Annotated in this window: 12 protein-coding genes; 7 read left to right on the forward strand and 5 right to left on the reverse strand. The window is 67.6% G+C overall.

What is annotated here, in order from left to right; all coding sequences use genetic code 11:
• Positions 1-88: 88 nt before the first annotated feature.
• The 3 genes from CDO46_RS06355 to CDO46_RS06365 all read right to left on the reverse strand — a co-directional run bounded on the left by CDO46_RS06355 (position 89) and on the right by CDO46_RS06365 (position 3,121).
• Positions 89-931 (reverse strand): metal-dependent hydrolase, encoded by an 843-nt coding sequence (locus CDO46_RS06355; RefSeq protein ID WP_087837967.1) that lies wholly within the window; start codon positions 929-931, stop codon positions 89-91.
• 166 nt (positions 932-1,097) lie between these two features.
• Complete coding sequence (locus CDO46_RS06360) at positions 1,098-2,345, reverse strand: LysR family transcriptional regulator (protein ID WP_165963182.1); 1,248 nt, start codon at positions 2,343-2,345, stop codon at positions 1,098-1,100.
• Positions 2,342-3,121, reverse strand: coding sequence for an IclR family transcriptional regulator C-terminal domain-containing protein (locus tag CDO46_RS06365; protein ID WP_087837722.1), 780 nt, complete (start codon positions 3,119-3,121; stop codon positions 2,342-2,344). Before CDO46_RS06365 ends, CDO46_RS06360 begins: the two co-directional genes overlap by 4 nt.
• 126 nt (positions 3,122-3,247) lie before the next feature.
• Between CDO46_RS06365 and CDO46_RS06370 the strand changes: the two genes are divergently transcribed.
• The 5 genes from CDO46_RS06370 to CDO46_RS06390 all read left to right on the forward strand — a co-directional run bounded on the left by CDO46_RS06370 (position 3,248) and on the right by CDO46_RS06390 (position 7,748).
• On the forward strand, positions 3,248-4,225 hold the full coding sequence (locus CDO46_RS06370; protein WP_087837723.1) for a tripartite tricarboxylate transporter substrate binding protein: 978 nt from the start codon (positions 3,248-3,250) through the stop codon (positions 4,223-4,225).
• Positions 4,226-4,242: 17 nt separating this feature from the next.
• On the forward strand, positions 4,243-5,391 hold the full coding sequence (locus CDO46_RS06375) for a Xaa-Pro peptidase family protein (protein ID WP_176400668.1): 1,149 nt from the start codon (positions 4,243-4,245) through the stop codon (positions 5,389-5,391).
• A gap of 17 nt (positions 5,392-5,408) precedes the next feature.
• Positions 5,409-6,251 (forward strand): TauD/TfdA family dioxygenase, encoded by an 843-nt coding sequence (locus CDO46_RS06380; RefSeq protein ID WP_087837725.1) that lies wholly within the window; start codon positions 5,409-5,411, stop codon positions 6,249-6,251.
• Positions 6,252-6,275: 24 nt separating this feature from the next.
• The gene (locus CDO46_RS06385; RefSeq protein WP_087837726.1) at positions 6,276-7,235 is read left to right on the forward strand and encodes an alpha/beta fold hydrolase; all 960 of its coding nucleotides are present in this window, start codon (positions 6,276-6,278) and stop codon (positions 7,233-7,235) included.
• Between the two features lie 87 nt (positions 7,236-7,322).
• Positions 7,323-7,748, forward strand: coding sequence for an OsmC family protein (locus tag CDO46_RS06390; RefSeq protein ID WP_087837727.1), 426 nt, complete (start codon positions 7,323-7,325; stop codon positions 7,746-7,748).
• Here CDO46_RS06390 and CDO46_RS06395 read toward each other — a convergent pair.
• Together CDO46_RS06395 and kynU are read right to left on the reverse strand one after the other, a co-directional pair.
• Positions 7,720-9,138 carry an amino acid permease gene (locus tag CDO46_RS06395; RefSeq protein WP_087837728.1) on the reverse strand — a complete coding sequence of 473 codons (1,419 nt, stop codon included), beginning with the start codon at positions 9,136-9,138 and terminating at the stop codon, positions 7,720-7,722. The genes CDO46_RS06390 and CDO46_RS06395 overlap by 29 nt on opposite strands.
• Before the next feature lie 66 nt (positions 9,139-9,204).
• Positions 9,205-10,434: a kynureninase gene (kynU, locus tag CDO46_RS06400; protein ID WP_087837729.1), complete on the reverse strand. Its 1,230-nt coding sequence runs from the start codon at positions 10,432-10,434 to the stop codon at positions 9,205-9,207.
• Positions 10,435-10,836: 402 nt separating this feature from the next.
• Here kynU and CDO46_RS06405 point away from each other — a divergent pair, with 402 nt between their 5' ends.
• Together CDO46_RS06405 and CDO46_RS06410 are read left to right on the forward strand one after the other, a co-directional pair.
• Positions 10,837-11,898, forward strand: a complete 1,062-nt coding sequence (locus CDO46_RS06405; protein WP_087837730.1) for a porin — start codon at positions 10,837-10,839, stop codon at positions 11,896-11,898.
• Positions 11,899-11,957: 59 nt separating this feature from the next.
• Complete coding sequence (locus tag CDO46_RS06410; RefSeq protein ID WP_087837731.1) at positions 11,958-13,733, forward strand: hypothetical protein; 1,776 nt, start codon at positions 11,958-11,960, stop codon at positions 13,731-13,733.
• Positions 13,734-13,983 lie beyond the last annotated feature (250 nt).

Raw genomic sequence — 13,983 nt, forward strand, 5'->3', positions numbered from 1 at the left:
CGCCGCGGCACGCCACGCGCGCGGCAGGAGGAAGAAAGAGGGCGTCATGATTGGTCTCGTTCTGGTTGGAGAAAGACGGCCGGGGCCGTCAGAAGCTCGTCGGCTGCCCCGGGGCGGGCACGATGACACGCACCGCGCTCTGCCCCATCGCCTGGGTGAACTGGGCGGCGGTGCCGCGCGCCAGGGGATTGGTGCCGTAGTGCATGGGCATCACCGCCTTGGGCTTGATCAGCTCCTTGACGGCCCAGGCCGCTTCTTCAGGATCCATCGTGAAGTTGCCCCCTATGGGGACCAGGGCGAGGTCGGGCCGGTAACGCTCGCCGATCAGCCGCATGTCGCCGAAGGCCGCGGTATCGCCGGCGTGGTAAATGCGGAATCCGTTCTCCAGCTCGATGATCCAGCCCACGGGTTCGCCGCCGGGATGGGTCTCGTCCTTGCTCGAGGCCGGATTGCGCCAGACGTAGATGGAGGAATGCTCGGCGCGCACCGCCGTGACCTTGATGCCGGGCGCCGGTTCGATGGTGCCGCCCTTGTTCATGCGAGGCAGCAGCCTGGGAGGCAGGACCGCCAGCGTCGTCAGCGTCTGGTTCAGGTCGCCCGGCGCGCGGACCGGCACGTCGTGGCGCTGCGCCAGCGCGGCCGCATCGGCGATATGGTCGAAATGCCCGTGGCTGACCAGGAGGACGTCGATGCGATCGAATGCATCGGGCCGCTTGTAGCGCTCGGGCGTCAGCGGATTGGTCTTGAGCCAGGGGTCCGTGACGATGACCTTGCCTTGCGGCGTCGTGATCTTGAAGGCGGACTGGCCCAGCCAGACCACTTCGGTCCTGCCGCCGCCCCGGCCGGCGTCGCCCTGGACCGGGACCTGTCCCGCGGGCGTCGCGCAGCCCGCCGCCAGGCCGGCAAGCACCAAGCAAATCGTTGCGCGCACGCTATTCCACATGTCGTGGCCTCCTCTTTTTTCTTGTCGTTTCCGCCAGCGGCGAAGGCGTGGACGAGCCGCGCATCGCCGGAGCTTTTCCTTGCCGGGCAGTATACGAACTGGGCCCGTGCCGGGGCGGGCCCTGCCTTGCGTGTTGGGGAGCCTGCGTTGCGTTCTACTTATCGGCAGGGTTGCCGATGGCTTCGGCGGCGGCCTGGCGCAAGGCCGCCATGGCGGCCAGGCAGGCCGACGATGCCAACGCGTCCCGGCGCTGGGTGATGCCGATGCCCCGCTCGGTCCCGGCCAGGGGGCCGCTTGCGTGGACCAGCAGCCCGGCCTCCACCTCCGCGCGTACCTGCAACGGCGAAACCAGCGCCACATGGTCGCCGGACAACAGGACCGACCGCACCACGGCCGTGCTATGCGCCTGCATGGAGACGCCAGGCATGGGAATGCCCGCCTGCTCGAACAAGTGGTCGAACACCCGCTTCGCCGGCGTGCCGGGCAAGGGCCCCACCCAGGGATAGGCCGCCATCCGGCGCAACGAAGGGTGCCGGCGGCGCGCCAGCAGCGGATGGCCGGCGCGCACGACCGCCACGAAGCGATCGACGAACAACACTTCCTCGACGAAGTCGGCGGCCAACGCGGCGCCGCGCAAGGGACCGACCATGAAATCGATGTCGGCGGCGCGCAGCATCTCGGTCAAGGCCTCGTAGGTACCGCCCTTGATGGTCAGCGAGATGTCGGGCTCGGCGCCGATCGCGAGCGCGGCCGCGCGAGGCACCAGTACGTCGCCGGCCATCGGCAGCGAGCCTATCGACACGCTCCGCCCTCCCAGTCCTCGCCAGCGGGCCAGTTCCTCGTGCCCGATCCTGATCTCGGCCATGGCCCGGCGCGCGTGCAGCAGGAGCCAGCGGCCCGATTCGTTGAGCCGCGTGCCGACGCGCGTCCGCTCGAACAAGGGAAGCCTGGCCAGATGCTCGAGCCGGCGCAGCGCCTGGTGCAGCGCCGACTGGGAAATGCCCAACGCATCCGCCGCGGCCCCTTCGGTGGCATGTTCCGCGCGCAGGGCCAGCGCCGCCAGCGAGGTATCGCCGACCAGACGCGGCAGGGCCATCGCCGACTCCGGCGCACCGCGCAACCGCAAACCTTCGGCGGCCGCGCGCAGCAAGGCCATCGCGCGCGCGACCCGCAAGGCCAGGACCTCGCCGGCCGCCGTGGCCGCCATGCCCCGGGCGCCGCGATCGAACAGGCGTACGCCCAGCAGCGACTCCGCCTCCTGGACGGCCCGGGTGACCGAAGAAGCGGACTGGTGCAGCGCCCGCGCGGCCGGCGTCACGCCCCCGGCCTGCGCCACCGCGGCGACCGCGCGCAGCACGCGCAGCGGCACGACGGCCCGCGCGTCGGCCTCGGCCCGGTTCATCTGGGCATCATCGACTGGATCCGCTCGGCGGCCTTCAACAGCACCGGCAGGCATGCGCTCTTCAATTCGGATGCCTTGCGGCTTCCCAGCACCATGCTGACGCTCAGCCCGGCCACCGTGCGCCCGTCGCTGCCGCGCAGCGGCACCGCCACGCCGGCGAAGCCGTCCACCAGTTCGCTGATGGAGATGCAGTATCCATCGCCGCGCACCTGCCTGACCAGCTTGCGCAGCGCGGCCTTGGACACCGTCGTGGTGGACGTCAGGCGCTTGGGCTCCACCGTTTGCAGGTACTTTTCCAGCGCGTCGTCCTCGAGTCCCGACAACAGCACGCGCCCGAGGGAATGGGGATAGGCCGGCAGCCGGCTCCCCACCGACAAGTCCAGCCGGAACGGCTTGGGCGCATCCTCGCGCGCCAGGAACACGACGTCCTCGCGGTCCAGCACGCCCAGCGAGCAGGTCTCCCCCAGCACGTCGGCCACTTCCCGCATCGCCGCGCGCGCGAGCTGCGGCAGCTTCATCGCCGCGAAGTACGCGTACCCCAGTTCCAGCACCTTGGGCGTCACCGAGAACTGCCTTCCCTCCTGGCCCACGTAGCCCAGCTTCTCCAGCGTCAGCAGGATGCGCCGCGCGGCCGCGCGCGTCACGCCCAGTCGCTCGGCCACGTCCTGCATGGTCAGCGACGGCACGCCGCCCGCGTAGATCTGCAACACCTGCAGGCCGTTGGCCAGGCCGTCGAGGAACTCCTCTTTCTTTTCCTTTTCTTCGCTCTGCGTCATGTCCGTTCGTGTCCCGTGGCACCGCGTGGATTGTAGTTTGACAGTCTCGCCCTCCGGGCGTAAATTTAATTAGCGAACTTTTGTTCGCTAATTAAGGGTGTTTTCAGAACCCGACCAGGAGACCTCATGCGCAAGACCTTGCGACTCACACTGGGGCTGGCCTGCCTGGCAGCGGCCGGCTTCGCCACCAGCGCGGCGGCGGCCGACGCCTATCCGGCCAGGCCGATACGCTTCATCGTTCCCGCGGCCGCGGGCGGACCGACCGAGATCGTGACCCGCATGCTGGCCGAGAAAATGTCCGACAGCATGGGCGTGCCCGTGGTCGTCGAGGCCAAGCCCGGCGCCGGCGGCAACATCGGCGCCGACCTGGTGGCCAAGGCGGCGCCCGACGGCTACACCATCCTGATGGGCACCATGGGCACGCACGCGATCAACCAGACGCTGTACCGCTCGCTGCCCTTCGATCCGATCAAGGATTTCGCGCCCGTCACGCAGGTCGTGTCCTATCCGCTCATGGTGGTGAGCAACCCCAGGCTGCCGGTGCACGACGTGGCCGGGCTCATCGCCTACGCCAAGGCCCATCCCGGCGCGCTGAACCGCGCCTCGGGCGGCAGCGGCACGTCCATGCACATGTCGGGCGAACTGTTCAACGAGATGGCGGGCGTGTCCATGCAGCACATTCCGTACAAGGGCAGCCTGCCGGCGCTGACCGACGTCATGGGCGGCCAGGCCGACCTTGCCTTCGACAGCATGGTGGTGGCGCTGCCCCTGGTGAAGGCGGGCAAGCTGCGGGCGCTGGCCGTGACCGGCCCCAGGCGTTCGCCCGCCGCGCCCGACGTGCCGGCCATCGCCGAGACCGTGCCGGGCTACGCGATGACGTCGTGGATAGGCGTCTTCGCCCCCGCGGGCACGCCGCGCCCCATCGTCGACCGGTTGCAGCGCGAAATCGCCAAGGCGCTGACCGACCAGAAGATCAAGGAACAACTCACTTCGCAGGCCGCCGACCCCGTCGGCAGCACCCCCGACGATTTCGCCCGCTTCGTGCGCGAGGAAACCCAGAAATGGGCCCCCGTCGTCAAGGCGTCCGGCGCGTCGGTTTCTTGAACCACGGAGACACACTCATGCAGTCCATCGATTTTCCAGCGCGGCGCCGCAACGTCTCGCGTCACGTTCGCGAAGCGGGCTTCGACGCCTACCTCGGCACGCGCCAGGGCGCGCTGCACTACCTCAGCGGCGCCTTCATGCCCTGGCGTGGCGCCGTGCTGGTCACGGCCGACGGCAGCTGCGAATTCCTGTACTGGGCCATGGACGCGGCGCGCGTGGCGGCCGAAGGCCACGACGTGGCCATGCACACCTTCGAGTTCTCCGACTTTCCTCAGTTGATCGCGCAGCGCCTGCGTCACCATGGACTGGACCGGGGGCGCATCGGCCTCGACCTGGCCCACCCCGGCGCGGCGCAGGTCGCGCCCGGCATGCTGACCGCGGCCGAGTATTTCGAGATTTCCTCGCACCTGCCCGGCGCGAAACTGGAAAACGGCGTCGACCTGCTCGATGAAGCGATGCTGATCAAGGAGGCCGCAGAGATCGAGCGCCTGCGCCATGCGGCCCACGTGTCGGACTACGGCTTCGAGCGCGGACTCGCGGCCGTCCGCCCGGGCGCGACCGAGAACGAGGTGGCGGGCGAGATCGAACGCGCGATCCGGCAACGCGGCAGCACCTGGTCCTGGGCCGTCACGGGCGGCACCGAGGTGGGCGCGGGCGAACGCACCGGCTTCCTGCGCGGCGTGACCCAGCAGGCCACCGACCGCCCCATCCGCAACAAAGAGTTCGTCATCCTGGACCTGCACCCCATGCTGGACCTGTATCTGGCCGACACCGCGCTGCCAGTGTTCCTGGGCAAGCCGGACGCGCGGCAGCAGACCATGATCGACTGCTGGGAAGCCACCGTGGACACGATGCTGGCATCGCTGCGGCCCGGCCGCCCCATTCCCGACTGCGTCAAGGAAGGCCTGGCCGTGTTCGAGAAATTCGGCCTGGGCGAATTCGGCCTGCCGCTGTTCGGCCACGGACTGGGCACCTGCGCGCGCACCCGCCCCTTCATCAATCTGCGCAGCCAGGACACCGTGCGACCCGGCATGGTGGCGGCCCTGGGCACCCATCTCTACCAGCCCGGCGTGGGCGGACTGCGCCTGGAGTATCCCGTGCTCATCGGCGAGCACGGCGCCGAGCCGCTGGTGTGCACGCCCGCGCGCGTGCAGCGCCTTTCCTGACACGCAAGGAGCCAGACATGCAAGCTACTCCACTCAGTCCGCTGATCGGCGCCGCCCTGCGCGGCGTCGATCTGGGCAACCTGGACGACGCGACCTACGACGCGGTCTACCGCAGCTTCCTGGATCATCAGTTGCTGGTCTTCAAGGACCAGGCCCTGACCCCCGAGAAGCAGCTGGAATTCAGCCGCCGGCTCGGGCCGCTGGACATCCACGTGCTGTCCCAATACAACCATCCCGAATACCCCGAGATCTTCGTGCTGTCCAACGAGGTCAAGGACGGCGTTCCCGCCGGCATCGCCGACGGCGGCTCATACTGGCATTCGGATTTCGCCTTCCGCGAAAAACCGGCCAAGGCGACCATCCTCAACGCCCAGGTCATCCCGCCCGAAGGCGGCAACACGCTGTTCGTCAACATGTATCGCGCGTACGAAGAACTGGACGACAGCCTGAAGACGAGGCTGGAGGGGCAGCTCGCGGTGCATCGCTACCGGCCGCGCAGCGACAGGACCGACGACGGCACGCGCGTGGTCATGAATCGCAGCCAGCTGGCCCAGACGCCCGACGTCGAGCACCCCATCGTACGCACCCATCCCGAAACCGGCCGCCGCGCGCTGTTCGTCCATCCCGGCATGACGGCCGAGATCGTGGGCTGGCCCGAGCGCGAAAGCCGCGAAATGCTGGACCGCCTGTTCGCGCACTGCACGCAGGACCGCTACCAATACGCGCTGCAATGGTCGCCCGGCGACGTGGTCATGTGGGACAACCGCTGCGTCATGCACAAGGCGACCACGCGCGACCTGCCCGCGCACCTGAAGCGGACCATCCTGCGCACCACCGTGCTGGGCGACCGGCCGGTCTGAAGGCACGTCGCCCGGGCCAGCACCATGACCGACCTTCCCGCCGCGACCGGCGTCCACATCGAACCGGGGCTGCCCCTGGACCTGGGCGGGCGCCTCGCGCCCGCCCGGCTATCCTGGTGCCGCTACGGGCCGGAACCCGCGCAGGCCTCGCGCGTGGTGCTTTTCCTGCACGGCATCTCCGCCAGCCCGCAGGCGCTGCCGATACCCGGAGCCGATCCGGCTCCCGACGCGGGCTGGGGCGCCGGGTGGATAGGGCCCGGCCGCCACTACGACACGCGCGATTGCTGCGTGCTCGTCCCCAACGCGCTCGGATCCTGCTTCGGCTCCAGCGGACCGTCGTCGCAAGCCGACCCGGCCGGTTTTCCCGCCGTCACCATCGGCGATACCGTCCGCCTGCAAGGACGCTGGCTCGCCTCGCTGGGCATCTCGCGGCTGGACGAAGTCATCGGCTATTCCTACGGCGGCTACCAGGCCTTCCAATGGGCGGTGGCGGCTCCCGCGGACACCTCGCGCGTCGTCGTGCTGGCCTCCGGGCCGGCGGGCAACGGAACGCCCGCCGAACTGGACCGGTTGCGCGCCCTGGCCCGGGCCTGGCAGGCCGGCGAGCCGCAAGCCCGGGCGCAATGGCAGCGGCTGCGCGAGGCGACGCTGACCCGCTACGGCCAGGCCGATTGGCTGGCCGCCAGCGGCGTGGCCGATCCCGCGCCGGCCATCGCCCACGAAGCCGCCCGCTGGACCGAGCGGTTCTCCCCCTGGTCGCTGGCCGCCCTTCGGAAGGCGGCCATGAGCTTCGATGTGCGGGCGAGGCTGCCGGCTTGCCGCACGCCGGTACGCTGGCTGCTGGGCAGCGGCGACCGGCTCTTCCCGCCGGAACACGGGCTCGTCCTTTCCCCGTTCATCCGCCAGGCCGTCGTCCACGGCCGGGCGGGGCATCTCTCACCCATGCTGGAAAGCGCCGCCTGGCAGCGAGCCCTGCACGCCTGAGGCGTTACAGCCGCTTGCGATTGCCTCCCGGCCGGGGCCGGCCGCCAGGCGTTAAGCTGGATGGCTCTGTCAACCAGGAGGCGTCTCATGAAGAAATCGGCTTCGGCCGTCTGGAAAGGCGGCATCAAGGACGGCAAGGGTACGCTCAGTACCGAAAGCGGCGTGCTTTCGCAAACCCCCTACAGCTTCCACACCCGGTTCGAGGGAGGCAAAGGCACCAACCCCGAGGAATTGATAGGCGCGGCCCATGCCGGCTGCTTCTCGATGGCCCTGTCCGCCGAACTCGGCAAGGCGGGCATGACCGCGGAAAGCATAGCGACCACCGCCACGGTCACGCTGGACAAGGTGGGAGACGGCTTCTCGATCACCGCGGTGCACCTGGACGTGGAAGTCGCCATTCCCGGCGCCTCCCGGGCGGCCTTCGAGACCGCGGCCAATTCGGCCAAGGCCGGCTGCCCGGTGTCCAAGGTGCTGAACGCGCAGATCACGATGGATGCCCGGTTGAAGGCCTGAGGCCGGGCTGGCCTTTCGGGGCGCGCTTCCTGTACCAGCCGGCGTAGACCGCCGACAGCAGGACCAGCATGGGCACGCCGCACAGCAACGTCATCCGGAACTCGCGGGTGAAATAAGTGGTGGCCAGCGCGGCCAGCATCAGGGCGGCCCCGAGCACGGACGTCGACGGGAACCCCCACATCCTGAAGACCAGCGCCTGGCCGCGGTAGCGGCGGCGGAAGAACAGGTGCGTGAGGAAGATCATCAGCCACGTGAACATCGCGCCGAACATCGATACCGACATCATCAGCGTGAACGCGGCCTCGGGATAGGCCACGTTCAGCACCGCGGCCAGCGCGATGCCGATGGCCGACAGGAACAGGGCCGCCGCCGGCACGCCCCGTGCGTTCACCCGGCCCAGGCGTTCGGGAGCATAGCCGGCGCGGGACAGGCTGAACATCATGCGCGTGGTGATATAGAGCTGGCTGTTCATGGCCGACAACGCCGCCACCAGGACCACGAAGTTGATGACGCTGGCCGCGCCAGGCACCCGGGTAGCCGCCATGACCTTGACGAAAGGACTTTCATCCACGCCCGCGGCGGTCCACGGCACGATGGCCAGCATCAGCGCGAGGGTCAGCAGGTAGAAGAACACCAGCCGGAACAGCGTCGCGCGGAAGGCCCGCCTGACGGCCTGCTGCGGGTCGCGCGCCTCGCCGGCGGCGACCGCGATCATCTCTATGCTCAGATAGCTGAAGATCGAGACGATCACCGCCACCCACATGCCCCACCACCCCTTGGGAAAGAACCCTCCATGCGACGTGTAATTGGCCAAGCCGACGCCTGAACCGGCGGGCGCCTCATACACCAGGTGGGCGCCCAGCAGGATGAAGCCGACGATGGCGGCAATCTTGAGCATCGAGAACACATATTCCACCGCGCCGAAAACCTTCACGCTCAGGGCGTTCACGCCGATCAGCGCGGCCGAGAACCCCACGATCCAGTACCAGCCGGGCACCGCCGGAAACCAGAACTTCATGTAGACCGCGATGGCGGTCACCTCGGTGCCGACCGCGAACACGATGGACGCCCAATAGGCGTACCGGACCAGGAACCCCGCCCATGGGCCGATGTAGTGCTCGGCATAGGCGCCGAACGAACCGGAGGTGGGATGGGCCACGGTCATTTCCGCCAGGCATCCCATCAGCAGCAGGGCGATCAGCGCGCCGATGGCATAGCTGACCAGCACGCTGGGGCCGGCGAATCCGATGGCGAAGCCGCTCCCCAGGAACAGTCCCGTCCCGATGGCACCGCCTATCGCGATCATCGACAGCTGTCCCGTCGACAATCCGCGCTGTAGTCCTTGCTCGCGCTCGACGATCGTGTCGAAGCCCCGAGGCTGCTGCGTCATGAGTATCTCCTCCATGGGCCGCGCCCCGCGGCGCGGCTGTTGATTTCTTGTGGCCGGGGAAAGCGGTCAGGTCACCGACTTGCGCGTCTTGAACGCCTCGGTGTTCCAGGCACCCGTGCGGACAATGTCCTCGAGCGCGGCGATGGTGTCCCAGATGTCGACGTAGCGGACGTACAGGGGCGCGAAGCCGAAGCGCAGGATGTCGGGCGCGCGGAAATCGCCGATCACGTTGCGGGCGATCAGCGCCTGCATGATGGCGTAGCCCTCCTCATGCGCCAGCGACACCTGGCTGCCGCGCTCCCGTGGATCGCGCGGCGACGCGAGCCGGCACCCCAGGCCGGCGAGCTGCTGGTCGGCCAGGTCGATGAACAGGTTGCCCAGCGCGACGCTCTTGGCACGCAGCACGTCCAGGTCCACGCCGTCGAAGGCCTCCAGCGCGCTTTCCAGCGCGATCACGCCAAGCTGCGGCGCCGTCCCGGTCAGCATCCGGTCTATGCCCGGATGCGGTTCGTAGTCATGGGTGAACGCGAAGGGCCTGGCATGGCCGTGCCAGCCGGTCAGGGGCTGGCGCACCTGTGCCAGGTGGCGCGACGCCACGAAAACGAAGGCCGGCGCGCCAGGCCCGCCGTTCAGGTACTTGTAGCCGCAGCCCACCGCGAAATCGACGCCGCAGTCGTTCAGGCGGACCGGCATCGCGCCCGCCGAATGACACAGGTCCCAAACGATCAGCGCGCCCGCCTCGCGTGCCCGTCGCGTTACCTGCGCCATGTCGTAGCACCAGCCGCTCTTGTAGTTCACGTGGGTCAGCGACACGATCGCGACAGTCTCGTCGATGGCGCCGAGCACGTCGGCCGGATCGACGCAGCGCAGTTCTCGCCCCGTCATCTCGGCCACGCTGTCGGCCACATAGACATCGGTCGGGAAGTTGGTGCGCTCGGCCAGGATCACCGGACGCCCCGGACGCATGCGGGTGGCCGCCACCAGCACCTTGAACAGGTTTACCGAGGTCGAATCGGCCACGATCACTTCGTCCCGGCCCGCGCCGATCAGCGTGGCGATCCGGTTGCCCGTGCGCTGCGGTGCCGGGTACCAGTCGGCGTCGTTCCACGAACGAATCAGGCCGTGCGCCCATTCCTGTTCGAGCGCGCGCCTGATGCGGGCCGGGACGTTGGCCGGCATCGCTCCCAGCGAGTTGCCGTCCAGGTAGATCGTGTCGGGCGGCAGGTCGAAGCGCGCCCGGCAATGGGCCAGAGGGTCGGCCGCGTCGAGCGCGGCGCAGTGTTCGCGAGTAATCATCGGACGGATCGCTGAAGAAATGGACGGGAAGTCGCCGAGCCGGGATAGCTGACGGCCATGAAGTATACATATCAAAATATATGTATTCTCAATAGCAAATAAGGAATACGGTATTCGACAAAGGAATAGCTAACGAATTTTTCGCCCAGCCGCCCCGGATTTCCGGCCAACAGCCCATTTTCATGAGTTTTTCGCGAATTTCCGTCACTTCCTCCCTTCCAGTCCGTTTTCCTATCTTGTATTCCTTAAATGAATAATGGATTTTTAATAATCTATATGAACTTTTTTATATTCATATGTATACACTTGACGCCGACAGGAGATAAGCCTGCAACGAAGCCTGGCCAACCGCGTGCCGGCGCGTCTACCTGCGCACGACAACAACGAGCATTTGGAGGGAGTATGGAAAGAAGATCATCCACGCGATGCGCCAGGCTGTCCGCGTCCTGCGCCATGGCGGTGGCCTGCGCGGGAGCGCATGCGCAATCGGGCGTGACGCTGTCGGGCTTCGTCGACCTGAACATCGAACACCTGCGCGCTTCCGGCGCGGGCGGCAACCGCACCGGAGTATCGAGCGGCGGCCTGAACAACTCGCGTTTCAACATCAGCGGCTTCGAGGAACTGGGCAACGGCAACCGGGCCATGTTCACCATCGAACCGATGTTCTCGGCCGATACCGGCGCGCAGTCGGCGCAGTTTCGCCAGTCGTTCGTCGGCCTGAAGGGCAACTGGGGAACGCTGACGCTGGGCCGGCAGTTCACGCCCTCGTTCTGGATCGCGGGCTACGCGGACCCGTCCTATGCGGCCGCGTTCAGCATGGTCAACAACATGCAGTTCTTCTACTCGTCCTACCGGGTCGACAACGCGGTCAACTACACCTCGCCGTCGTTCGGCGGCTTCACGGTGCGCGCCATGTACGGCGCCGGCGCGGAAGACGGCACCAGATCGGGACGCTTCCTGAGCGCGTCGCTCGAATACCGCAACGGTCCGCTGTACCTGGGCGCGGTCAGCCAGTTGCAGCGCACGCGGGACATCTTCCAGCCCTCGCAGATCCGCACAGCACGCGACAACTTCGTGTCGATGGTCTACCGGGTGGGCAACCTCGAACCGACGATCAGCTTTCACAACTACAGCGGGTACTACGCCTATCCGCCCTATGTCGCCTTCGATTCCCAGGGCTGGGACGTCCAGGCCGGCGTGCGCTGGAAGATCAACGACCGCCATCGCATCTTCGCCAGCCTGGTCCATCGCCACGACGACCACAACCAGGCCATCTCCAACGCCACGGGCGGCGTGCTTGGCTACATCTACAGCCTGTCCAGGCGGACCGACCTGTACGGCACCGTGGCCCACGTCCAGCACCGCAACAAGACGCCCGTGCCCTATCCGGTCACCTGGCAGGCCTATCCCGAAGGTGGACAGAACCCGACCGGCTTCCAGCTCGGCATCCGCCACGCGTTCTGATTTTCCCGCCATCCGGCCCAGCGTTTGAAAAACGTATCGATGTCATAAAGGAGGAATCGATGCACAGGCTCTCCCCTCGAATCCAGCACGCCGCCACGGCCCTGGCCGCCATCCTGGTGGCGGCCTTCCCGCCCGCGTGGGCCGCCGGCCCCTCGGCCCCGCCCGCGACCGGCCAGGCCACGCCCGGCACCCCCAACGTCAAGGACCGCTACCTGGCCGATTGGCTGCGCCTGACGCCCGAGCGCCGTCCCGCACCGCTCAAGCCCGGCGTCGACTACGGCATGGATCCCGCCACCGGACGATTCATCTGGCCCAAGGCCACGCCGGAGGTCCACGAGGGCCAGCCCTTCCCCGGTGAAATGACGAGCTGGGACAAGAACAGCTACGCGAAGAACGTCAAGGTGCTGGCCTTCTATCCGGGCGTGAATTCTCCCTTCCATGCCTGGAACAACATCATCGATTTCGAAGGCAAGCGCTATCTGTACATCCATGATCGCGACTACCTGCGCATCATGGACGTCACCGATCCGGCCAACGGCAAGATCGTCTTCTCCAGCGGCGGCGTCTGGGGGCCCAAGGGCCCCAGCGAGTGGTACGACGCGGCCAACGTCAAGGACTACCTGGGCGGCGCGACCATCGCGTGGAGCAAGAAACTCGGCAAGCCGGTCCTGGTGGCCTCGTACGAGATCGGCCGCTATGGCCTGATGTCCGAGAAGCTGGACGAGCCGGACAAAGTGGCGGCGCAGCGCAGCTACAACTCGCTCAAGGGCTTCAAGGTATTCGCGATGGACGGTCCGCTGCCCAGCCAGTGGCGGCTGCTCGCCACGCGTACCACCGACGTCCGACATCCCGACGCCCCCATTGGCCAGCAGCAGGGATCGGGCTCGCTCGATGCGCCCGAATACTACGGCGGCAAGTACATGATCGTGGCGGCGGCCCCGGACGACACCTACGCGCTGACCGAATATCCCAACTACCTGTACTCGCCCGGCTACCAGGTCTGGGACATGTCGGATCCGGCCGATCCGGTGTTCGTGTCGCAGATCGCCGTGCCGGGGCAGATCCTGGGCAACCCGGAGCACGAATCGGCCTATCTGATGAACCCTCGCGCCGGCAACCGCACCTCGTGGATGGGCGCCCGCAATCCGATCTTCCTGCCCAAGGCGCTGGAGGATGGCGGCAAGATCGGCTTCGGCGCCATGGGCGGCCTGGGCATCTATGCCTTCGATCTGTCCAATCCGGCCAAGCCGCGGATGCTCAGCGGCGTGAACACGCCACCGAGCTTCGCCGGCACGGAGTTCGACAACGCCGACGTCAGCCAGTACGCGCGCACGGGGTACGTGTTCACCAACGGCTACCCGATGAACCGCGATTGCTATGAACCGTACAAGGACATCTTCGTCATCGATGCGCGCGACCCGTCCAATTTGAAGGTCGCGGCCAAGATGCCCGAGCCGGAAGTCCCCAAGGGCGCGCCGTTCACGCACTTCTGCCAACGCGGCGGCAACTACGGTCCCAAGCGCGCCAACGCGATCGGCCAGCCCGGGCAGTGGCGCCAGGGCATCGTCCCGTACTCGTTCTACAACGCCGGCGTGCAGATCTACGACGTGAAGGATCCGGCCAAGCCGACCATCGCCGGCTACTTCGTGCCTGCCCTGGCCGATGAGACGCAACTGCCCAAGTACACCCTGGGCAAGGGCATCTTCGCGATCTATACCGAGTACGACCGCAACATCATCTGGGCCTTCGCGGAAAACGGCGCCTACGCGCTGTCGACCCCGCTGCTGGGAGAACCGGTGCTGGGCGCCCCCGCCAGGCCCTGGCCCCACCGCTGATCCGGCACCGGACCGTGCGACCGCCATGCCCCGGGATGGGGCATGGCGGTTTTTTGCCGCCGGGCCGCGCCGCCGCGTAGCGGCATGCGTGGAGGCATTTTTTGCCGCCGGGCCGCCCCAAGGCAAAAAGCGCCCCCTCGGGGGGCAGCGCCGCCGCGTAGCGGCAAGCGTGGGGGCATTTTTGTAACCAAGGTCCACGGCCGGCCTGACGCTACCCAGGGAGATCCCTGACAGGCGTGGCGCGGCGCCA

This window comes from Pigmentiphaga sp. NML030171 (assembly GCF_002188635.1).
GTDB classification, from domain to species: Bacteria; Pseudomonadota; Gammaproteobacteria; order Burkholderiales; family Burkholderiaceae_B; genus Pigmentiphaga; species Pigmentiphaga daeguensis.